This window comes from Curtobacterium pomorum, assembly GCF_044497295.1.
In the GTDB taxonomy this organism is placed as follows: Bacteria; Actinomycetota; Actinomycetes; order Actinomycetales; family Microbacteriaceae; genus Curtobacterium.
Map to the genome: position 1 here is coordinate 2,902,924 of NZ_CP172409.1, position 21,788 is coordinate 2,924,711.

Sequence of the window (21,788 nt, forward strand, 5' to 3'; positions counted from 1 at the left end):
GCACGTCCGGCGCGCCGCTCGCGTCAGGCGCGGTGCAGCTCCACGGACCCGTCCAGCCGACCGGGTTCGGTCAGGCGGGCGTGCTGGAGGACCGTGCGCTCCGCGCCGATCGCCGCGGCGACGATCGACAGCGTGGTCATGTGCCCCTCGGCCTCGTGGGCGTCGCGGAGGATCGCGTCGGGGTGGTCGCTCGGCAGCGCAGCGGACTCGGCCAGGACGCCGAACCACCCGCCCCAGCCGTCCCCGGCGTCGTCGCCGGCGTCCACCGAGCGGAGTTCGTCGAACGGCCCGAGCACCGGCGGACCGACCGGGGCGTCGACCGCGCGGAAGGCCTCCAGCCAGCGGCCGATGCGCGGCGACGACGGGTCGTCCGGTTCACCGTGCGTCACCATGTGCACGCCCGGGCCGAGCTCGGTCGTGCGGACCCGCGTGCCGTCCCAGGTCAGGACCGCTGCGCCGTCGGCGGTCGCCCGCACCAGGTTGAACGCGCGGGTGGTCGGCAGGGTGCCGTCGTGTCCGGGCAACAGGTCGTCGGCGACGGCGTCGACCGGCACCACTCCCCGGGTCGTCCACGTCCCGTCGGCGGTCGGCACCGGCTCGCCGCGGTTCAGCACGACCGCGAGTCCGGCGCGGTCCGAGGCCGCGAGCCACGCACCGCCAGCAGCACGGTCGCGGACACCGCGGACCCCGGGGTCGCGGTCCGGCCACCACGCCGCTGGCGGGTCCCAGGGCCGCTCGGGCGACTCGTCCCGCAGGGCGAGCACGGTGACGGGCCACGCGGACCCGGGGTCGACGCGGACGACGACGGTGCACATGCCGTCGATCCTCGCACGTGCCCCCGGTAGCGTGAGCGACGTGAACGCAGCAGCAGAGCGCACCCTGACCGTCATCGTGGGGATCACCGGGGGCATCGCCGCCTACAAGGCCGTCGGCGTGGTCCGCGACCTCGTCAAGCGCGGACACGAGGTGCACGTGGTCCCGACCGAGGGGGCGCTGCGCTTCGTGGGCCTGCCGACGCTCGAGGCGCTCAGCCGCAACCCCGTCACCACGAGTGTCTGGGACGACGTCTCCGAGGTCCGCCACGTCGCCCTCGGCCGTCGCGCGGACCTGGTCGTGGTGGCCCCGGCGACCGCGGACTCCCTGGCGCGGATGGCGAACGGCCTGGCGAGCGACCTGCTCGGCACGACGCTGCTCGCCACCGACGCGCCCGTCGTCGTCGCACCGGCGATGCACCCGCAGATGTGGGAGCACCCCGCGACCCGGGCCAACGTCGCCGTCCTGCGCGAGCGCGGCGTGCACCTGGTCGGACCGGTGGTGGGCGCACTGACGGGCGACGACGCGGGCATCGGCCGGATGGCGGAACCCGAGGACATCGTCACGGCAGCGCTCGCCGTGCTGGACGGACCGGACGCGGCGGGTCGACGCACCGGCACCGACCGGGTGCCGACGTCCGGCGCCCGGGCACGTGGCGAACAGGGCGACCTGTCGGGCGTCCGGGTGGTCGTCAGCGCGGGCGGCACCCGCGAACCGTTCGACCCGGTGCGCTTCGTCGGCAACCGGTCCAGCGGTCGCCAGGGCCTGGCGATCGCCGCCGACGCCGCAGCCCGCGGCGCCGTCGTCACCGTCGTCGCCGCGAACGTCGAAGCCGGCCTGACCGCAGGCATCGACGCGACCGTCCTGCCGGTGGGGTCCGCACTCGAACTCGCCGAGGCCGTGCACGCCGCGGCGGCCGAGGCAGACGTCGTCGTGATGACCGCAGCCGTCGCCGACTACCGGCCGGCCGAGGTGCTCGCCGAGAAGCTGAAGAAGGACGCACAGGGCGAGCGGATGACGCTCGAACTCGTGCGCAACCCCGACGTCCTCGCCGACCTCGTGGCCGCGCGGCGCACCGGGCAGGTCATCGTCGGGTTCGCCGCCGAGACCGAGCCCGACCGCGCCGCCCGCATCGAGCTCGGACGGGCGAAGATCGCCCGCAAGCCCGCCGACCTGCTCGTCGTGAACCACGTCGGCTGGTCGGCCGGGTTCGAGCGCGAGGAGAACGCCATCGAGGTCCTGGTGCCGGGCGGCGAGGTCGTCCGCGAGACCTCGGGCACGAAGGCCGAGGTGGCGGCGGCGGTCCTCGACCTCGTCGCGACCGCACTGACCTGATTCCGAGGACCGGCGAGCACGATGGGGCGATGCGACGACGTGAGCGGATCAGACGTGCCACCCGGACCGCCGGCCTCCTCGCCGTGCTCCTCGGCGGAGCCGGCGTCACCCACTTCGCACGGCCGCGGCACTACGACCGGATCGTGCCGGACGCCCTGCCGCCCCGGCTGACGACGGTCGTGTCGGGCGTGGCCGAGCTCGGGATCGCCGCAGGACTCGCGTTCCCGGCGACACGACGGGCCTCGGGGTGGGCCGCGGCAGCCCTGTTCGCGGCCGTGTTCCCGGCCAACGTGAAGATGGCGAACGACCTGCTCGACAGCCCGCGGTCGACCAGGGCGATGCGGCTCGTCTCGGTGCTGCGACTCCCACTGCAGGCCCCGCTCGTCCTGTGGGCCGTGCGCGTCGGCCGGCACGCGCCGAAGCGGTGAGCCAGCCGTCCTGGACGCGTGCGGCCGTGCCGCTCCTGCACCGCCCGGTGACCCAGCATGCGTGGGACGACATCGTCTTCGCGCACTGGCGGCACGACCCCGACGCCCTGACCCGACTCGTCCCACGGGGAACGCGTCCCGACGTGGTCGACGGCAGCGCCTGGGTCGGACTGACGGCCTACGTCTTCCGCGAGACCCGGGTGCCGCCGTTCCCCTCCGCCGGTCGCCTCGGCCGCATGACCGAGGTCACCGTCGAGGTCCTGACCGTGGACGACCAGGGCCGTCGCGGCGTCGCCTACCGCACCGTGGACACCGCGAACGTGCCGGCGATCGTGGCCGCACACGCGCTGCTCGGGGTGCCGTACACCTTCGCGCACGCCCGGTCCCGCCGCCGTGGCGAGGTCGTCGCGCACCGGTCGGTCCGGCACCCGGCACGTGCCCTGCACCCGGTGCGCTGGGCACGGTCGCTGCGGCAGGAACGACCATCGGGCACGATCAGGCCCCGGCACGCGGCCTCGATCCGGGTCACCGCCGGCGACGTCGTCGACACGCCGCTCGCCGCCGAGCTCACCACCCGGGCCGGGATCCACGCCCGGTACCTGGCGCAGACGCTGTTCTGGCAGCGGCAGCACCCGCCGCTGACGGTCCGGTCGGCGCGCCTCGACCGACTCGAGGGCGACCTGCCGGACGCCGTCGGCATGCCGGGGCTGTTCGACCGGGCACCGGACTCCCTGCTCGTCGTCGACGGCACCACGGTGCGGTACGCCTGGGGCGGGGTCGTCCGGTGAGCGACCACACGACCGGCGACCCCACCCGGTACGACCTCGACCGCTTCCTGCGGGCGCAGGACGGCGTGCTCGACGACGCCCTCGCCGAACTGCGGCGCGGACGGAAGACCTCCCACTGGATGTGGTTCGTCTTCCCGCAACTCGCCGGCCTCGGGCGGAGCGCCACCGCGGAGCACTTCGGCGTGCGTGGGCTCGCCGAGGCGCGTGCGTACCTGGCGCACCCGGTGCTCGGCGAACGGCTGCGGACCGCCGCCACCGTCGTCACGGACGCGCCGGCGCCCTCGCCAGAGGCACTCCTGGGCGGGACGGACGCCGTGAAGCTCCGGTCCTCGATGACGCTGTTCGGCCGGGCGGCCACCGGTTCCGAGCCCTTCGCAGCGGTGCTCGACCGCTGGTTCGGCGGCGAGGAGGACCCGGTCACCGTCGGCCTGCTGGACGCCGGCGACCGACCACCCGGGGACACGCGCTGAACCGAGCGGAACGCCGGTCTCATATCAGGTACGGTGATCGGTGCGCGTGCACCGACCGCGCCCCGATCGAAGGAGAACGCATGCCGGTCCCCCGTAGTGCCCCGACCGAGCACCAGCTGCTCCGCGACACCGTCCGCCACAAGATCCACGACGCGATCATGGACGGCACCCTCGTCCCCGGCGAGCGGCTCAACGACGACGAGCTGATCGCCTGGCTCGGTGTCTCCCGCACCCCGATCCGCGAGGCGCTGAGCCAGCTCTCCCGCGCCGGCCTGATCGAGATGGCGCCGAACCGGTACACGCGCGTCACGACGCCGGACCCCGCCGAGGTCATCGAGGCGATGCAGACCCTCGGGGTGCTGTTCGGCGGTGTCGTCCGCCTCGCGGTGCCGCGCCTCGGCGCCGGTGCGCGCAAGAAGATCCTGGCGCAGCTCGACAAGACGATCGCCGAGCTCGAGTCGCACGACGTGCCGGCCGTCAACCACGACGCGCTCGACGTGTTCGCGCTCTACGTCGCCGAGTGCGGGAACGAGAACCTGCAGCGTGTGTGCCGAGACACCATGGACGGCCTGGCGTTCCGCCTGCGCCTGCCGAACCTCGACGAGCTCGTCGACTGGGACCGCATGACCGAGGACTTCCGCCGGCTGCGCGCCGCTACCGAGTCCGGCGACAACGTCGCCGCCGAGCTCGCGACCGAGGCGATCCACCAGCTGCCGGGCGAGAAGCGCTGAGTCCGGCTGTACTGACGTACAGGAACCCGCCCGTCTCGCCGGCGCGAGGCGGGCGGATCACGTTCCCCGGGCCTCCCGGACACCCCGTCCAGGCCCGTGACCGACGCGCACGACGCTCCCAGACTGGGCGTCCGGCGAGCCGATAGCATCGCTGGCGACCACCCGATCGCCCACCCGGAGCAGCACATGAGTCCTCGATCGACGGACCGTACCGAGGTCGCCGCGCGTCTGGCCGCGGCGGTCGGACGGATCAACCGGCGAGCACGGACGGACTCGGCCTCGCTCGGGTACGGGATCGTGTCCGCACTCGCCACCATCCAGCGCGAAGGACCCCTGCGTCCGGGCGACCTGTCGCGGATCGAGGTGGTCACGAAGCCCACGATGACCCGCATCCTGACCGAGCTCGAGCAGCGCGGGTTCATCGAGCGCGAAGCCGATCCCCGAGACGGCCGCGCCTTCATGGTCTCGGCCACCGCCGAGGGCATCGAGGCGGTCGAACGTGCGCGGTCCGACCGCACCGGCATCGTCGCCGAGCTCATCGCGGAGCTCGGCGAGTCCGACGTCGCGGCGATCGCCGGGGCCCTCGACGCCCTCGAACGCGTCGCCCAGGGCGACCGGGTTCAGGAACCTCACACGTTCTAGGCCCGAGCGGGCCGTTACCGAACCGTTACCAACAGGTGGACGGACGGTTCTGCCAGCGATCCTGGACGCGTCACCCAGTCGGGCGGGTCATCGTGTCGGCTTCGCCCGACGACGGCCTCCCCAGGGCCGGTCGCGGCGGACGGACGGGCCCCACACCACCGTCCGGTCCTCCCCGGTTCGCCGGACTCCCCCACCGACGCTCGTCCCGACGAGCGTCACGCCCCCAGACCGCCACCGGCGCGTCCGGGCGCCCGGAGTCCCGCACCACGAACCGCCCGACCACCGGAACCGATGCCAGGACGTACCCCCGACCTCCCCACCACCACCGCCTCGACCCGACGTGAGGCCCTGGACTCCCCCAGCCGGCGCATGCGCCGAGCCCTGCACCACCGGGCGCTCCGCCACCGTGCGACCCTCGTCGTCGGCGGCGCCGCGGTGCTCGCCGTCGCCGGCGGCGCCCTCACGATCGGCACGCAGCCCGCCATCGGCGAAGCCCTCGGCATGCCGACCGGCACCGCGAGCGCGTCCGCGACGGCCCAGCCGGCCCTGCACGGCACCGCCCTCGACCGTGCCCAGGCGGCGGCGACCATCTCGACCGCGAAGACCGTGCTGGCCACGGCGAACGACAAGACCGACACGGCGTCGCTCGAGCAGCACGTCCACGCGCTGCGCGACTACCCGGAGCTGTCCGGCGCCGCGCTCACGACGCGCATCTCGTCGACCGTCGAGTCGACCGCACACGTCGCTCAGGCCAGCGCGACGCAGGACAAGCGGGACGTGGACGCGAAGGCAGCAGCAGCCGCGAAGGCCGCCGCCGAGCAGCGGCGCGCAGCAGCCGCCGCCGAAGCCGCCCGCGCCCTCGCGGCCGGCAACACCGTCGCCGGCGCCAAGGCGACGGCCACCTCGCTGGCGTCCTCCGAGTACGGCTGGGGCGCCGACCAGTTCCAGTGCCTCGACAACCTGTGGACCAAGGAGTCCGGCTGGGATTACCAGGCCGTCAACGCCAACGGCGGGGCGACCGGCATCCCGCAGGCACTGCCCGGTTCGAAGATGGCGACCATCGGCTCGGACTGGCGGACCAACGCCACGACCCAAATCAAGTGGGGCCTGCAGTACATCAGCGCCGCGTACGGCACCCCGTGCTCCGCGTGGGCGCACTCGCAGGCGAACAACTTCTACTGAGCAGCGACTGCACCTGATCGTCGCTGAACGGCCCCGGGTTCCGCCCGGGGCCGTTCGTCCTGTAGGCATACCGGGTGACGACGATCGGACTGCGCCGGATGGCGCCCCGCGACCCCGCCGAGGGCCACCGCGCCGCGAGCCCCCTGGAACTGCTGTTCGACCTGGTGTTCGTCGTCGCGGTCGGGTTCGCCGCCACCAACCTGCACGAGATCGAGGCCGAGGGGCACGTCAGCTCCGCGGTGGTGGCCTACGCGATGGTGTTCTTCGCCATCTGGTGGGCGTGGCTGAACTTCAGCTGGTTCGCGACGTCGTTCGACACCGACGACTGGCTGTACCGCGTCACGACGTTCGTGCAGATGGCCGGCGTGCTCGTGCTCGCCGCCGGGGTGCACGCCGCCATGACCGAGGGCGACTTCACGGTCCCGGTGATCGGCTACGTGGTGATGCGCCTGGCGATGGTGGCGCAGTGGCTCCGCGTCGCCGTGTCGTCCCCGCGGTACCGCCGCACCGCACTCCGGTACGCCGTGGGCATCGTCGTCGTGCAGGTGCTCTGGGTTTGCATGCTCGCGCTGCCGGAGGGATCGACGGCGTGGGCGTTCCCCGTCCTCGTCCTGCTCGAGGTGCTCGTCCCGCCGATCGCCGAGGGCACGGGCGAGACGACGCCGTGGCACACGCACCACATCGCCGAGCGGTACGCGCTGTTCACCCTCATCGTGCTCGGCGAAGGACTCGTCGCCTCGGCGAACGCGGTCATCGACGGCATCGCCGAGGCCGACCACCTCGCGTCGCTGCTCGTGCTGGCGGCCGCCGGGCTCGTCATCGTCGCCGGACTGTGGTGGATCTACTTCTCACGCGAACAGCACGACCACATCCGGAACCTGCCGAGCGCCCTCGTGTTCGGCTACGGCCACTACTTCGTGTTCGCCGCCGCCGGGGCGCTGCCGGCCGGGATCGAGGTCGCGGTCAGCGCGGACGCCGGCGAGGCCGAGCTGTCGCACGCCACGGTCGCGGCGACCGTGGCCGTCCCGGTCGCGCTGTTCGTGCTCGCGATCTGGGCGCTCGCACTCCGTCCGTCGCTGTCCGCCGGGTGGAACGCGACCGTGGTCGTGCTGGCCGTCGCGGTCCTCGCGACGATCACGGTGCCGGACGTCTCACTCGTCGCCACCGCGGTGCTCGTCGCGGGGATCGTCGTGGTGCTCGAGGTCGCCGAGCGGCGGCCGGGGACGCGCCGCGTTCGGTGACGAGCTGAGCGACGGGTGCTCGTCGTGCGCCAGGTGCTCGCGCACGAACGCGATGACCGCGGCCGCACGCGACCCCGGCTCCGCGTAGAGGGTCGTCAGGGTCAGACCCCGCCGCCCCGGGATGCCGAGGTCCTCGCACTCGAACTCGAGCAGCCCGAACGGCGGGATCACCTCGTACGCCGGACCGGTCGTGAACACCCGGGTCTCGTGCGACGCCCAGGCCGCGGCGAAGTCGGGGTCGCGGACCGAGAGCCGTCCCGCGATGTCGACGAGGCGGGGGTCGGCGGGGTCGGCGCGCATCCGGAAGACCGCCACCATCTCGCGGGCCCGTCGGGACCACTCCGGGTAGATCGACCGGTCCATCGCGGTGAACATCTGGACGAGCCGGTTCGCCCCCGGCCGCATGCTCTCGCTGAGCGCCGCCGCCAGCGGGTTGGCCGCGACGACGCCGATCACCTCGTCCGCGACGAAGGCCGGTGCGTCGTGACGGGCGACGAGCCGTCGGAGCTCCGGGTCGTCCGGGGTCCTGGTGCGCGGGTCCGGCGGTGGTGGAGCCGGTTCGGACAGCCGGAGCAGGTACGTCCGGCCGGTGTCGTCCAGTGCGAGTGCCCGCGCGAGGGCGAGGAGGACCTGTGTGGACGGCTGGTGGTCACGCCCTTGTTCGAGTCGCAGGTAGTACTCGGCGCTGATGCCGGCGGCGGCGGCGACCTCCTCGCGACGCAACCCGGGCACGCGGCGGTTCGGGTCCGGGGCGAGGCCGACGGCCTCCGGCGGGGTGGCGTCACGCCGAGCCCGGAGGTAGTCGCCGACGAGCGTCGCCCTGCTGACCACGTCCGCCTCCCGTCACCGTGTCGTCCATCGAGCCTAGCGAGCGGCGCCGCCCGGCCGGCCGGCCAGCCGGCCGGCCGTGGAGCCGAGCCGAGTCGGGTCGAGTCGGATGGCGCTACCCGTGGGCCCGGGCTCGTCCGTACCGTCGACGCAGACCTCGACGGCGCCGTCACGGTGCCGCACCACGCCGAGAGGAACGACCATGACCGACAAGAAGCCCCGCGAAGAAGCGATCGAGAAGCTCGAGGAAGCCCGCGAAGCGGAGAAACGACGGGCCGAGCAGGCCGAGCAGCGTCACCTCGAGTAGGGCGGCGCCGTGACGACACCGCACCGGTCCCCCACGCCCCGCCGGGTCGCCGTCGTCGGCGGATCGCTCGGCGGCCTGTTCGCCGCGACCCTGCTCGAGCAGGACGGCCACGACGTCACCGTCTTCGAACGGTCGACACGTGGTCTCGCGCGCCGCGGCGCCGGGCTCGTCGCCCAGCAGGACCTGTACGACGTGCTCCGACGGCTCGGTCTGGACCGGGCCGCGGAGGTCGGGGTCGTCGCACGGGAACGCATCACCCTCGACCGGTCCGGCCGGGTCGTCCAGCGCGACCCGACCCCGCAGACGCAGGTGTCGTGGGACCACCTGTGGGTGACGCTGCGCGAACGGCTCGACGACCACCAGTACCTGCTCGACCACCGCGTCGAACGGGTGGACGCCGACGACGACCACGCCGAGCTCGTCTGCTCCGACGGCGTGGTCCGTCGGTTCGACCTGGTCGTCGGCGCGGACGGCGCGAACTCGGTCGTCCGACGGTTCGTCGCGCCCGGGCAGTCCACCGCGCGGTACGTCGGGTACAGCACCTGGCGCGGACTCGTGCCGGAGACGGCGATGCTCGACGGCGCCGGGGACGTGCTGCTGGAGCGGTTCGCGTTCTTCAACGGGCCCAGGTCGCACATGCTCGGGTACCTGGTGCCGGGGCCGGACGGCGAGACCCGCGTCGGCTCCCGCCGCTACAACTGGGTCTGGTACCGGCCGATCACGCCGCCGCAGCTCGAACGCGTCATGCGTGCCTCGGGTCGCCGGGCGGACGACCTGTCCCTCGCGCCCGGCGACCTGCCGGAGTCCCTGCGCGACGAGTTGCGGGCCGACGCCGTCGCGGAGCTCCCGCCGCCCTTCGCCGACGCGGTCCTCGCCGAACCGGAGCCGTTCCTGCAGGGCATCGTCGACTACGTCGCCCCCAGGATGACGGCGCACCGGGTCGTCCTGACCGGCGACGCCGCCGCGGTCGTGCGACCCCACACCGCGATGGGCGCCGCGAAGGCCGCCGGCGACGCACTGGCGCTGAGCGACGCGCTCCGTCGGTGGCCGCTGGACGCCGCGCTCGCGACGTACGACAGCGACCGGCTCGAGGTCGCCCGGGCGATCGCGCAGTACGGGGTGCGGCTCGGGCGCTCGCTGCCGTTCGCGCACCAGGTCTGAACGGAGCCCGGGGCGATGACCTCCGCACCACGCACGTCGACCACCGAACGTCACGCACCCCCGTCCGGTCCCGGCGTGCACGTCGCGCTGGTCCTGCTCGCCGTCGCCTCGGGAGCGGCCGACGCCTTCGCCTTCCTGCAGCTCGGTGGGATCTTCACCGCCAACATGACGGGCAACCTGGTGCTGGCCGGGATGTTCACGCGCCCCGGCTGGCCCGTGACCGTGGCCGGTGCGGCCACCGCCGTGGTCGTCTTCGCCGCGGCGACCTGGTGGGGTTTCCGGGCGTCGCCACCACCCCGCGCCGGGGTCCGGTACCCACGGCGCTCGATCGGTGTGCTGGCCGCCACCGCGATCGCCGCCCAGAGCGCCCTGGTCGCCGTGTGGGCAGCCGTGTCGGGCGTGCGCGGTGGGACCGTCGACCTGGCGTGGAGCTGTCTCCTCGTGGCGCTGTCGGCCGCGGCCCTCGGCGTCCAGACCGTCCTCGCCAAGCGCCTGTCCGGCGCCTCCGGCCTCACGACGACGTTCGTCACGGGGACGCTCACCAGCTTGATGGAGGGGATCGCCGAGCACCGGCAGGGGTCCCGGCTCGTGCAGGCCGCCGTCGTCGTGGCGTTGGTGGCGGGTGCCGTCGCCGGCACGGCGCTCGCGCACGTGGCGCCGCCGGTGGCGCCGCTCCTGCCGCTGGTGCTCGTGGCCGTCGCGACCGTCGTGCTGCTGCGTCCACCGCGTCGGTGACGCCGCATCCCGGCGCGTGGTCGGCCCCGCTCCGCCGCACCGCGTCCTGCAGGCGGCCCGGATCGGACGGGAGGCCCGTGGCGGGCCCGCCACGGGCCTCCCGTCCGGTCGCCGAACCGGTCATCTGACCGACTCGCGACAGCACGTCGGCGTCGGAAGATCAGATCCTCACCGATCACGGAAGGCAGCACCATGTCGGAACCGCTTGACGAGGCCGTCGCGAAGATGACCGCCGCGATCGAGAACGAACTCGTCGTCCGCGACTTCCTGGAGAACTTCCGGGCGCGCGAGGTCGAGCAGCTCGTGCCGTTCCTGGACGCGGACGTCGTCTACCAGCCGAGCACCTGCGGAAGCGTCCGTGGACGCGCGGAGGTGCTCCGCCTGTGCCAGGCCATCCTCGAGGCGTTCGAGCTCTTCGAGATCATCCCGAACCGGGTCGTCGCGAGCGGGTCCGTCGTCCTGCTCGACCAGACGCTCCGGGTCCGGTTCCCCGGCGAGGACGAGCGAGCGTTGATGAGCTTCGCGTGCTTCGAGGTGCACGACTTCCAGATCACCAGCTGGCGACAGCTGCAGGGGTGACGCCTCAGAGCGCCCGGCGGAGCAGCACGGCAGCCTCCGGCGTGTTCACGCGGAACGTGAAGGACTCCTCCACGTAGAGGGCGACGTCGACACCGTCGTGGTGGAGGTAGCCGAGCGCGAGGTCCTGGCCGACGGTGAGCGCGAAGTCCCCACCGCGCAGGCTGACGAGCAGGGACTCGTCGATGCCGGGCGTGCGCTCGACGTCCGCACCGGTGATGCCCTCGAGCTGGCGCCGGAGCGAGGCGCCGGCGTCGTCGGTCTCCACGATGTCCGCCCAGTCGACCGGGCTGCACGCCAGGGCGTACGGCCCGCCGACGCCGACGTCCCGCAGGGCGGCGACGGCCGCGGTCACCGCGGCACGGAACGACTCCGGTGTGCCGTCGTGCGACTGCGTGTGCTGGGTGGAGGCCGCGCCGGCGCCGGTGATGCCGCCCTCCGGCCACCCGCGCAGGGTCGACCGGTTCTCGTGCGCGGCCAGCCGCAGGACGGCCTGGTCCAGGTCGGAGAGGTCGACGTCGGTCGCACCGCGCGAGAAGTCGACCATCTCCTCGAGCTTCACGGTGAACGGGGCACGGACCTCGCAGAGCGGCAGGACCTTCCGGCGACGTGCGTCGAGTCCGTCGGGCGTCCCGCCGGTCACCGTCTCGGTCCGGCCGAGGTCGACCGCGGAGCGCTGCCAGCCGTGGGGGCCGTCGAAGTCGACGATGCGACGGGCCGAGAGCGCCGGGACCAACCGGTCGCGGGCCTCGCCGTCGAGCATCGCCCACGCGTCGGCGCCGAACGGTGCGAGTTCTCGGAGGAGGTGGTTCATGGGGTGGGTCCTTCCGTGCGTCGGAGTGAACCGATGCCGAGACCGGGGTCCGGTGCATCGGGCGGGGTCGGTGGGCTCGGGTCGGGTGGTGCGCTCGGCTCGGGCAGCGCGCTCGGGTCGGATGGGGCTCGCGCCAGGTCGGCGAGACCCAGTAGCCGGTCGCGGGACGGTGCGAAGAACGTCGCGCCGCTGACCGCGCGGGAGAAGTCGAGGAGCCGGTCGTGGGTCCCCGGCGGATCGCCGATGAACATCCGGTCGAGCATCCGCTCGAGGACCCACAGCTGCCCGCTGTACCCGATGAAGTACGTGCCGTACTCGCCGCTGCCGGGCCGGCCGAAGGGCATGTTGTCGCGCAGGACGTCGTGCTCGACCCCCTCGTCGTCGACGATCGTGGCGAGCGTCTTGTGCGACGGCCGGGCCTCGGTGGCGCTGTCGCGCTCGACGTTGTCCGACTTCGACCGACCGATGATCCGCTCCTGCTCGTCCGTCCCGAGGGCGTTCCACGCGTCGAGGTCGTGCAGGTACTTCTGGACGACGACGTAGCTGCCGCCGGCCCACTGCGGGTCGTCGTCCCCGACCAGCGCGGAGGCAGCGAGGTCCTGGGCCACCGGGTTGGCGGTGCCGTCCACGAAGCCGAGCAGGTCGCGCGTGTCGAAGTAGCGGAACCCGGCGACCTCGTCGACGACCCGCACGTGCTCCCCCAGCGCGGCGAGCAGCAGGCGCTCGAACTCGAAGCAGACGTCCGTGCGCTCACCACGGATGTGGAAGAGCAGGTCGCCGCCGGTCGACGGGGCGTGGTGGACGGCACCGGACACCGGCCGGAACGGGTGCAGCTCGGCCGGTCGCGCGAACGGCGAGAAGCGGTCCCAGGCCGTCGCACCGAACCCGACGACGCACGACAGGTGCGCGCCGAGGTCGCGGAACCCCACGGTCTTGAGCAGCCCGTCGAGGTCACCGAGGACGTCCCGCACGGCGGCGAGGTCGTCGTCGTCGGGGCCGATCGCCAGGGTCAGGAAGACCGCCGACCGGGACAGCGGGGCATCGACGCTCTGCGCGTCGATCGGCACACGACCGCCGAACGCGCCCGTCATCGGTGCACCGGCTGTGGTGCGGCGACCGGCGCAGCGATCGCCGCGGCCCACCGGTCGGCCCTGGTCGGTTCCACCGGTCTCGGCGCCTCGGGGAAGGTCATCTGCCCAGGGTCTCCGGTCGACAGGTCGTCTCGCCTGAGTCGGATGACCCGCTCTGCGAGGGCGCCGGCGGGGGATGCCGGCAGTGTCGTGGGGTGATGTGCCGTGCCTCGCCGTCGCGTTAGCGTCCGGGAGTGCCGACGCGGTCCGCTCCGGGCCGGCACGGTCCACTCCGGGCCGGCACGGTCCACTCCGGGCCGGCACGGTCCACCCCGGGCCGGCACGGTCCACTGCGGGCCGTGGGGACGGCCGAACGACGAGCGAGGAACGACGATGAGCATCAGCATCTCGAACGCGCGACCGGTGCACGGGACCGTGCATGACGACGACGTCCTGCGACGGGCGGTCCACACGTCGTCGAGCACGAACGACCGCTTCGTGGTCGTCGAAGGACCGCGCGGCTCCGGCAAGTCCCACGCGCTCGCCGGCATCGCCGCCGCAGCCCGCGCGGACGGCCACGCCGTCGTCGAGCTGCGGTCGTCGGACGGAGACCCGGTCATCGCGTCGAACTCCCTGGAGCCGTGGCTGAGGCTCGTCCAGGACGTCGGAGCACCCGCGTCGACGCGGCGGAGCTTCGTCCTCGTCGACGACTTCCACACGCTCGTCGACACCGCCAGGTCCGTGCTCCGGACGGTGCTCGCCGGACTCGTGCGCGAGAGCGACACCGTCTGCGTCGTCGCCGTCGACGACCGCCAGTGCGTCCCCGGCTGGGTGGACCTGCAGTACGTCCCCCTGCGCCCGCTCGGGGACGCCGACGCCGAGGAGCTGCTGCGCCGGGACCGGGTCGACCTCCCCACGTCGCGCGCCGGGTTGCTGCTGCGGCTGGCCGACGGCAACCCCGCCCTGCTGCACGCGGTGGGGCGGGCGTGGTCGGCCGGGTCCGCAGCGGAGCGCACCACGCCGTTCCCGACGTCCTACCCGCGGCTCGGTGCGTCCGGCGACGCCGTCCGGGCGTTGGACGGCCTCTCCGAGCGCGCTCGATCGACCGCGCTCGCGATCGCGGTGGCGTCCGTCGAGTTCCCCGAGGACCACCCGACGTGGGACGACCAGGGGGCGCTGCTGCTCGACGAGCGTCTGCGCGAACTGGTCGTCGAGGGACGGACCGGCCTCGGGTTCCGCGACCCGTTCGTCCGGCTGCACCTGCTGTCGACCGCCACCGCCGCCGAGCTCCGACGAGTCCGGTCGCTGGTCGCGGCGTCGGCTGCCGTCCCGGAACGGCTCCGGGTCTTCGCCGAGGCCGCTGCGTCGCCCGCGCACGACGACGGCCTCGTCCCGCGACTCCTCGCACTGGTCGACGAGTCGCTCCGGTTGCGCCGTCCGGACGACGCGGCCACGGCGCTCGTCGAAGCAGCGCGCCTGACCTCGTCCGACGCGGACCGCGCGCAGTTCGGTGCCCGCGCCTCGACGATCGCCGCCTTCACCGGCGACTTCGCACTGGTCGACGCCGAGGCCGAGCGGGTCGCGTCGGACGACGAGCCGGCCCACCCCGCCCTGGTCGGGGCGCTCGAGTTCGTCCGAGCCGCGCGGACGGGCGACGTCCGAGCCGGGCGGCGCGCGGTGCTCGCCGCCCTGGACCGCTCGACCCGGCCCGACGAGGACGACGTGCTCGTCGCGACGCTGCACGTGCTCTGCTACCTGCGCGGGGACGGGTCCTGGTGGGACGAGGCGCTCGCGGTCACCGCCGACCGCGACGTCGACCCGGTGCTGCGGGTCGTCGAGGACTGCCTCGACGACGAGCCGGCCGGCGAGGACCGGGCGGCCCTCTACCGCGCCGCTCGGGTGTCGATGGCGGACGCCCAGCCGTGGAAGGCCGTGGCGCTGCACGTCGCGTGGTCGCTCCTCGACGCGACGGACCCGCGCCGCGAGGTCCTGGACGCCGTGCTCTCGCGCAGTGCGGACGCCGGTCTGCTCCGGTACTTCGGATCGTGCCGTGCAGCCGTCGCCGCGTACCAGGCCGGCCGGTTCACCACGGCGAGCGCAGCCCTCGACGGCGTCCGTCGGTCGGCCGAGGAGTGGGGCGCCGACACGTTCGTCGCGCTGACCGACGCCCTGCAGGCGCTCATCCACTCGCTGCAGGGCGAGCCGGAGCAGGCGACGACGAAGGCGGACCGCGCCGCCCGGTGGGCCCTGCAGCACGGCGCTCCACTCGTGGCACGAGCGGCCGACCACGCCCGATCGTCCCTCGACGTCGCGATGGGTCGCTTCGAGGAGGCCCACGCGCGGTCCACGACACGGCCGGCACCGGCCGGTCGGTGGTTGGAGAACAGCTACGGACCGATCGGGTTGCTCGACGCGGTCGAGTCGGCGGCCCGGCTCCGGCTGACCGACCACGGGCGCTCGCTCGTGTCCGCCGCCGAACGCACCGTCGGCTCCGGGGCGACGCCGCGCAGGTCCATGGTCCTCAAGGCGGCGAGGGCGGTCCTCGACGCCGACGCCGACGCGCGGGTGCTGTTCGAGGACGCCCTGGCCGACGTCGACACCGAGGTCGCGCCGTTCGAGGTGGCTCGAGTGCGCCTGGCCTACGGCGAGTGGCTCCGGCGCAGCATGCACGCGCTCGAGGCCCGCACGCAGTTCCGGCTCGCGGCGAGCACGTTCGAGGTGCTCGGCGCCGGGCAATGGCAGGCCAGGGCCGAGCGCGAGCTGCGGGTCGCCGGCGGCACCGGTGCACCGTCCGTGCCCCTCGAGTCGACCGACCTCAGCGAGCAGGAACGCCGCGTGGCGTCACTGGCGGCAGCGGGGCTGACGAACAAGCAGATCGCCAACCAGCTGTTCCTGTCGCCCCGCACCGTCAGCGGACACCTCTACCGGCTGTTCCCGAAGCTGGGCGTGACCACACGAGCCGGTCTCCGGGACGCACTGCTGGGCCTCGAGGCGCCCCCGTCGGGCGCCCTCCGGTAGTCCACCCGCTCAGCGTCCCTGGTGCAGCATCCGCGTCGCGGAGACCAGGACGGCCACCAGGACGAGCGCAGCGAACACGACGAGGACCGTCACCGGCGGGACGACGACGAGCGCGGCACCGACGAGCAGCACGGGGACGCACAGCCCTGCGTACGCGATGAGGAACACCGCGGCGAGGACCTCGCCCCGGGTCGACGGTTCGCTCGTCGAGCCCGCTCGCGCGAGTGCGCACCGGAAGAGCAGCCCGACGCCGCCGCCGGCGACGACTCCCCCGAGCGCGAAGAGGGGCAAGGACGTGAGGACCGCACCGACGGCCAGCAGGACGAGCCCCGTCGGCAGGAGCACCAGCACCGTCCGGAGCTGCCGGTCGATCGGCGTCCTGCGGAACAGCACCTGCGCGATGCACGCCGCGGCGAAGACCGAGAACGACACGGCGCCGGCGACCAACCGGTCGGTCTCGTGGAGCGAGACCACCAGGAACGTGGGCGCGAGCGACGTGAACAGTCCGAAGACCGCGAAGGCCGAGAAGGCCGCCGCGCCCGCGGCGACGAAGGTCGCACGGGCCGACGGCGGGACGGAGATCCGCTGCGGTCGGTACGGACGGTGCTCGGCCGGCCGGGCGGCGGTCTCCGGGACCATGGCGAGCGCGATCGCCGACGCCACGAAGACGACCAGGAACACCAGGTGCGGCAGCAGCAGCGGCGCGGGCAGGAACTCCGCGAAGAGTCCACCGATGAGCGGTCCGAGCCCCAGCCCGCCCAGGTTCGCGACGCCGGACACGGTCACGGCGTTCGCCGGGTCCTCGTCCGGTCGGGCGCGGGACCGCAGCTCGCTGATGTGCGCGGTCGCCGTCGCGGCCAGGAGGCCGACGCCGACACCGTTGACGAACCGGGCGACGACGAGGCCGGGGAGTTCCGGCCAGAGTGCGAACACGACCGCGGAAGCGGCCTCCACCCCGACGGCGATCAGGATCATCCGCCGACGACCGAGCACGTCGCTGAGGTGCCCGGCGAAGTACAGGGCCGCGACCACGCCGACGGCGTACGCCGCGAACACGAAGGTCACGACGACGGACGGGAAGCCGTCGGCAGCCTCGTACAGCCCGTAGAGCGGCGTGGGGACGGTCGAGTACGCCATCACCGCGGTGAAGGCGACGGCGACGATCCAGAACCCGACGCCGTGGTGGAGCAGCGGGAGCGGCTTGAACGCGGAACCATCTCGGACGGTCGTCATACGTCGAGGATCCCGAGCGGCGGTCGTGGCCCCAAGCGTCAATCGGCTCGAACCGGACGCCGTGGTCCTGCGAGGGACACCCTCGGCACCGGCGACCGTCGATGCGGTCCGCCCGCCCGTCCAGGACCCACGATCCGTCCCCGTGACGCGCTCCCCCGTGGGTGGCAGGGGTCCGGCAACACCCGCTGGGGTAGTCACAGGGCCAGTCGGGCGGCGTCGATCCGTTCGTAGACTCCTGCCACCCGACGAGAGCTGGTGACCACCGTGTTGACGAACGAGGAGTACCTCCCGCGGACGGGCACACCCCGCTCGTCGGTGCTCGTCGCACCCGACGTCGATCCGCCGATCCGCGGGAGGGTGGCCGAGCGGACCGTCATCGCCGAGGCACTGGCCCGGCTCGACGACGGTGCCGGCGCGGTGCTGATCGTCCGGGGTCCCTCCGGCATCGGCAAGACCCGCCTGCTCGAGGACACCGTCGCGCGGGCGACGGCGGCCGGGCTCCGCGTGGCCGAGGCGAGCACCGACCGGGATGCCCGCCTGATCCCGCTCACCCCGGTCATGGACGCGTTCGGCACCGGACCGCGTCCGATCTCCGACCGCTCCCGGTTCGGGTCGATCGCGCGCGACCAGGAGTCCCGGTACTGGCTCCTGCAGCAGTTGCAGGACGACATCGAGCGGGCCGCCGCGTCGAGCGGGGTCGTCGTGGTCATCGACGACCTGCAGTGGTGCGACACCACGACGTTGGCCGTCCTGCGGTCGCTGTCCCGTCGCCTCGCGGACCTGCCCGTCCTCTGGGTCCTCGCGGTGCGTGCCGAGGACCTCGACCCCTCGGTCGTGTCGACCGTGGACGACCTGGCGGCGACCGGTCGGGTCGTCGACCTCGAACCGCTGAGCGACGACGCGACGGCGGCGATGATCGGCGACCTGTTCGGGGTGGCCCCCGACGACACCGTGCTCCGGGCCGCGCGACGGACGGAGAACACGCCGTTGCTCGTGGTCGAGCTGGTCCGCGGGCTCCTCGACGAGGAGCTCGTGGAGTTCGCCGACGGCCGGGCGACGATGCCGGGGCGGACGTTGCCCGCGACCTTCGGCGCCTCCGTCCGCGAGACCGTCCGTCGCCTGTCGAAGCCGACGCAGCAGATCGTGCAGGTCGGCGCGGTCCTCGGGCGCTCGTTCGACGTCCGGTCGCTGGCCGCGCTCCTGGACCAGCCCGTGCACCGGCTCCTGCCCGGACTGCAGGAAGCGATCGATGCCGGTGTGCTCGTCGACGGTGGCGAGCAGCTCGCGTTCCGGCACGACGTCCTGCGCGAGGCAGCGGAGTCGATGATCCCGCTGGCCGTCCGCGACGCCCTGGTCCGGCAGGCTGCCGAGGAACTCCTTCGGCAGGGCGTCGAGCCGCTGTCCGTGGCCACGCGGATCGCCGATGTCGCGAGGCCGGGCGACGTCGACGCGGCCGAGCTGCTCCGCACCGTCGCGATCGACCTGGCCGAGACGGACGCGGCGCAGGCGAGTGCGTTCGCCCTCCGCGCGGTCGACATCGCCCGCGACACCGCGATCCTGCCGGGCATCGTCCTCGACGTCCTCCCGCTGCTCTGGCACAGCGGCCGGGTGACCGAGGCGAGGGCGCTGACGGCGCGCCTGGACGGCCGTCTGGGCCCGGAGGACGAGGGACGACTGCGACTCACCACGGCGCGGTTGCAGACGGAGAGCTCGGCGGCGGACGCGCTCCGCTCGGTCGAGACGGCGCTGGAGCTCCCGGGCCTCAGCGACGGCCTGCGGTCGCGGCTGCTCGCACTCCGCGCGCTCAACCTGGCGCACGTCGGACGCCACGAGGACCTCCGGGTCGCGCTCGACGGCAGCCCCGACGGCCCCGGCTCCGACCAGACGGCACTCGCGACGTTCGAGGCAAGTGCCTCGGTCCTCGCGTTCAACCAGGGCCGCTTCGCCGACGCCGGTCGGCTCATCACCGCCGCGATGAGCCGGATGGCGGGCGCCGAGCAGCCGTCGACGACCTGGTTGCCGGAGGGGCTCTGGGCCGCCTTCCTCGCGAACTCGGTCGGGGACACGGACCGTGCCGACCGCATCGCCGAGGCCAACGCCATCGAGACGCGCAGCAACCACCTCGCGCGCGCGACGGCGTCCTGGATGATGCTCCGGACACGGGTGCTGTTCGACCAGGGCGACCTGGAGGGCGCGAGGACCCTGGCCGAGGCCGTGCTCGACCTCGCCCAGGACCTGGAGCTGGGCGGGTTCGCGGCGCTGACCGCCGGGTCCGTCCTGTTCCGCATCGCGCTCGTGCAGGCCGACCGCGGCGGGACGGAACGGTACCGGCACTTCGCGGAGTCGCTGTGCGCCGATCCGACCTTCGAACGGGCGGGTTCGTGGCTGCTCGCGCTGGAGGCCGAGTCCGCCGGTGCGATCGACGACGCGGCGGCGTTCACCGAACCCGCGTGGCGCACGCTGGACGCTCCGGTGTCCTCGATGTCGAGCCCCGCCGACTTCGCCGACGACGTCCACCTGGCGCGCATCGCCCTGCGCAGCGGCCGGCACGACCGGGCCGAGCGGGTCGAACGCACCGCACGACGCCGATCGGAGGCCAACCCCGAGAACGACCTCTGCGCGGGGACCTGGCTGCACGTGCGCGGGCTCGTCACCGGGTCGGCCGACAGCCTCCGGGCGGCGGTCGCCCGGCTGCGCGGCGTCCCCAGACGGCTCGTGCTCGCCGCGGCGCTCGAGGACCTCGGTCGGCTCGTGCACGACGAGGGTGCCGCCGGGGCCGGGCCACCAGCCGCGGCGAGCGCCGCGACGACTGCCCCGACGACCGCCGCAGCCGTCGCCGAGGCGAGCGAGGCCTGGCAGGAGTCGGCTCGGTTGTTCCACGACGCCGCGGCGAACCGCGATGCCGAGCGGGTCCGCCGTCGGCTCCGCGAGGTCGGCGTCGTCTACCGCACGAGCGCGCCGGACCGGACCGTGACCGGTCTGACGGCACGCGAGTCGCAGGTCGTCGAACGGGTCGCGGCGGGATTGACGACGCAGCAGATCGCGTCGGACCTGTTCATCTCGACGCACACCGTGGTCAGCCACGTCCGGCACGTCTACACGAAGTGGGGTGTCTCCTCGCGCCGCGAGCTCGCTGCACGGTTCACGGCGCACCGCGCGGGGTGACCCCATCGGTCGCGAACCCTGCGCCGAGCCGGGGGAACGACAGCCGCACCCCGGTCGAGAGCCCGAGTTCGACCCGCCCGCTGAACCCCTCGAAGTCCACCAGGGCACCGCCGTGCCGGTGCGACGCGTCGAGGAAGGCGAGGTGGTGCACGGCGTCCTCCCCGCCGCCGACCGGGCCGGGTGTCCGGAACCCGACCAGGCTCCCGGTGACCGACCGGTGCTCGGAGACGCGCGCTGTCGTCCCCCGCGTGCGCACCCGGGCGAACGCGCCCTCGGCCCGCACGCCGACCGCGAAGCCCTCCGACGGCAACGCCGCGTCGACCTGCGCCTGGAGCGCCGCCCGCGAACCTGCCGCACGGACCGGCACCGCCAGGTCCGGTGAGAACGTCGAGACCACCGCGAACGGGATCGGGTCCGCCGGGTCCGCCTCGACCGCCGTGCCGTCCGGCCGCAGTGCGAAGCACCGCCGGTCGATGACGACGACCGCCGTCCCCGCACCGTCGGCCGCCCCGAGGCCGAGGGTGCCGTTCCGGAGCACGTCCGCGACCGTGACCGTCGACGGTCCGCCTCGCGACAGGAGCGTCCGCGCCGGCGATGCGTCCCAGCCGACGTGGTGCTCCGCCGTCCGACCGCCCGCAGGGCTCCCGGCCGCCCATGAGCGGCCGATCGCTGCACGGGCCCAGACGAGCAGCGTCTCGACGGCCGATGCCGTCTCATCCATCGTCGTCCACGTCGTGCTCCTCCGCCCGATCCGTCGTCCCGACCGTACGGTGGGGGCGGACGGGCCGACCAGCGCCGTTTGACTCCTCCCCGGCGCGTCAGGGCAGGATCGGGTCGAACGACTCTCGCGTTCCGACACGGATCAGGGCATGGTGCAGGGATGAGCGACCTCGCGAAGATGATCACGGTGTCCGTGCCGCCGTCCGGTAGCGGGTGCGTCGAGTGCGACGCGTCGGGCTCCTGGTGGGTGCACCTGCGACGGTGCGCCGCCTGCGGACACGTCGGGTGCTGCGACGACTCGCTGAACCGGCACGCGACGGCGCACTTCGCCACCACGGGTCACGAGGTCATGCAGTCGTTCGAACCGGGCGAGGACTGGTTCTGGGACTTCGTGTCGCAGGACTTCGTGGACGGCCCGCGTCTGGCCGACCCGCAGGCGCACCCGAGCACCCAGTCGGTCCCCGGGCCCGCCGAACGGCTGCCGTCCGACTGGATGCAGCAGCTCGCCGACCGCGGCTGACGCCCGGAGCC

Annotated in this window: 20 protein-coding genes; 14 read left to right on the forward strand and 6 right to left on the reverse strand. The window is 73.8% G+C overall.

Features of this window, described 5'->3' with window-relative positions; all coding sequences use genetic code 11:
• Window positions 1-23 precede the first annotated feature (23 nt).
• A complete protein-coding gene (locus ACGH48_RS13820) occupies window positions 24-815 on the reverse strand; it encodes an NRDE family protein (protein WP_396288977.1) in 792 nt (263 codons plus the stop codon).
• 64 nt (window positions 816-879) lie between these two features.
• Here ACGH48_RS13820 and ACGH48_RS13825 point away from each other — a divergent pair, with 64 nt between their 5' ends.
• The 8 genes from ACGH48_RS13825 (at window position 880) to ACGH48_RS13860 (ending at window position 7,630) form a co-directional block, all read left to right on the forward strand.
• Window positions 880-2,148 carry a bifunctional phosphopantothenoylcysteine decarboxylase/phosphopantothenate synthase gene (locus ACGH48_RS13825; RefSeq protein ID WP_396291133.1) on the forward strand — a complete coding sequence of 423 codons (1,269 nt, stop codon included), beginning with the start codon at window positions 880-882 and terminating at the stop codon, window positions 2,146-2,148.
• 29 nt (window positions 2,149-2,177) lie between these two features.
• Entirely contained in the window at window positions 2,178-2,576 is a 399-nt protein-coding gene (locus ACGH48_RS13830; RefSeq protein WP_123313923.1) for a hypothetical protein, read from the forward strand.
• Window positions 2,573-3,364, forward strand: coding sequence for a YqjF family protein (locus tag ACGH48_RS13835; protein ID WP_185021464.1), 792 nt, complete (start codon window positions 2,573-2,575; stop codon window positions 3,362-3,364). The genes ACGH48_RS13830 and ACGH48_RS13835 overlap by 4 nt, the downstream gene beginning before the upstream one ends.
• Window positions 3,361-3,834, forward strand: a complete 474-nt coding sequence (locus ACGH48_RS13840) for a DUF1810 domain-containing protein (protein WP_396288979.1) — start codon at window positions 3,361-3,363, stop codon at window positions 3,832-3,834. The genes ACGH48_RS13835 and ACGH48_RS13840 overlap by 4 nt, the downstream gene beginning before the upstream one ends.
• Window positions 3,835-3,914: 80 nt before the next feature.
• Window positions 3,915-4,565: a GntR family transcriptional regulator gene (locus tag ACGH48_RS13845; protein WP_123313926.1), complete on the forward strand. Its 651-nt coding sequence runs from the start codon at window positions 3,915-3,917 to the stop codon at window positions 4,563-4,565.
• Window positions 4,566-4,751: 186 nt separating this feature from the next.
• Complete coding sequence (locus ACGH48_RS13850; protein WP_123314088.1) at window positions 4,752-5,207, forward strand: MarR family winged helix-turn-helix transcriptional regulator; 456 nt, start codon at window positions 4,752-4,754, stop codon at window positions 5,205-5,207.
• Window positions 5,208-5,498: 291 nt separating this feature from the next.
• The gene (locus ACGH48_RS13855) at window positions 5,499-6,389 is read left to right on the forward strand and encodes a phospholipase (RefSeq protein WP_396288981.1); all 891 of its coding nucleotides are present in this window, start codon (window positions 5,499-5,501) and stop codon (window positions 6,387-6,389) included.
• Window positions 6,390-6,463: 74 nt separating this feature from the next.
• Entirely contained in the window at window positions 6,464-7,630 is a 1,167-nt protein-coding gene (locus ACGH48_RS13860; RefSeq protein ID WP_396288982.1) for a low temperature requirement protein A, read from the forward strand.
• Here ACGH48_RS13860 and ACGH48_RS13865 read toward each other — a convergent pair.
• The gene (locus ACGH48_RS13865) at window positions 7,541-8,461 is read right to left on the reverse strand and encodes a helix-turn-helix domain-containing protein (protein ID WP_396288983.1); all 921 of its coding nucleotides are present in this window, start codon (window positions 8,459-8,461) and stop codon (window positions 7,541-7,543) included. The genes ACGH48_RS13860 and ACGH48_RS13865 overlap by 90 nt on opposite strands.
• Before the next feature lie 313 nt (window positions 8,462-8,774).
• On the opposite strand from ACGH48_RS13865, the gene ACGH48_RS13870 reads away from it, so the two are divergent.
• The 3 genes from ACGH48_RS13870 to ACGH48_RS13880 all read left to right on the forward strand — a co-directional run bounded on the left by ACGH48_RS13870 (window position 8,775) and on the right by ACGH48_RS13880 (window position 11,240).
• The gene (locus ACGH48_RS13870) at window positions 8,775-9,926 is read left to right on the forward strand and encodes an FAD-dependent monooxygenase (RefSeq protein ID WP_396288984.1); all 1,152 of its coding nucleotides are present in this window, start codon (window positions 8,775-8,777) and stop codon (window positions 9,924-9,926) included.
• A gap of 75 nt (window positions 9,927-10,001) precedes the next feature.
• Window positions 10,002-10,661: a DUF1275 family protein gene (locus tag ACGH48_RS13875; RefSeq protein WP_396288985.1), complete on the forward strand. Its 660-nt coding sequence runs from the start codon at window positions 10,002-10,004 to the stop codon at window positions 10,659-10,661.
• 192 nt (window positions 10,662-10,853) lie between these two features.
• Window positions 10,854-11,240: a nuclear transport factor 2 family protein gene (locus tag ACGH48_RS13880; protein ID WP_340197518.1), complete on the forward strand. Its 387-nt coding sequence runs from the start codon at window positions 10,854-10,856 to the stop codon at window positions 11,238-11,240.
• Window positions 11,241-11,244: 4 nt separating this feature from the next.
• Here the strand turns inward: ACGH48_RS13880 and ACGH48_RS13885 are convergent, their stop codons facing one another.
• Window positions 11,245-12,051 (reverse strand): family 1 encapsulin nanocompartment shell protein, encoded by an 807-nt coding sequence (locus ACGH48_RS13885; RefSeq protein ID WP_340197519.1) that lies wholly within the window; start codon window positions 12,049-12,051, stop codon window positions 11,245-11,247.
• Window positions 12,048-13,142, reverse strand: coding sequence for a Dyp-type peroxidase (locus tag ACGH48_RS13890; protein WP_396288987.1), 1,095 nt, complete (start codon window positions 13,140-13,142; stop codon window positions 12,048-12,050). Before ACGH48_RS13890 ends, ACGH48_RS13885 begins: the two co-directional genes overlap by 4 nt.
• Before the next feature lie 372 nt (window positions 13,143-13,514).
• Between ACGH48_RS13890 and ACGH48_RS13895 the strand changes: the two genes are divergently transcribed.
• A complete protein-coding gene (locus tag ACGH48_RS13895) occupies window positions 13,515-16,139 on the forward strand; it encodes a LuxR C-terminal-related transcriptional regulator (protein WP_396288988.1) in 2,625 nt (874 codons plus the stop codon).
• Window positions 16,140-16,148: 9 nt separating this feature from the next.
• Here the strand turns inward: ACGH48_RS13895 and ACGH48_RS13900 are convergent, their stop codons facing one another.
• Window positions 16,149-17,372, reverse strand: a complete 1,224-nt coding sequence (locus ACGH48_RS13900; protein WP_396288989.1) for an MFS transporter — start codon at window positions 17,370-17,372, stop codon at window positions 16,149-16,151.
• 255 nt (window positions 17,373-17,627) lie between these two features.
• On the opposite strand from ACGH48_RS13900, the gene ACGH48_RS13905 reads away from it, so the two are divergent.
• Window positions 17,628-20,537 (forward strand): AAA family ATPase, encoded by a 2,910-nt coding sequence (locus tag ACGH48_RS13905; protein WP_396288991.1) that lies wholly within the window; start codon window positions 17,628-17,630, stop codon window positions 20,535-20,537.
• Here ACGH48_RS13905 and ACGH48_RS13910 read toward each other — a convergent pair.
• Entirely contained in the window at window positions 20,515-21,258 is a 744-nt protein-coding gene (locus ACGH48_RS13910; protein WP_396288992.1) for an acetolactate decarboxylase, read from the reverse strand. The genes ACGH48_RS13905 and ACGH48_RS13910 overlap by 23 nt on opposite strands.
• 159 nt (window positions 21,259-21,417) lie before the next feature.
• Here ACGH48_RS13910 and ACGH48_RS13915 point away from each other — a divergent pair, with 159 nt between their 5' ends.
• The gene (locus ACGH48_RS13915; RefSeq protein ID WP_123313936.1) at window positions 21,418-21,777 is read left to right on the forward strand and encodes a UBP-type zinc finger domain-containing protein; all 360 of its coding nucleotides are present in this window, start codon (window positions 21,418-21,420) and stop codon (window positions 21,775-21,777) included.
• Window positions 21,778-21,788 lie beyond the last annotated feature (11 nt).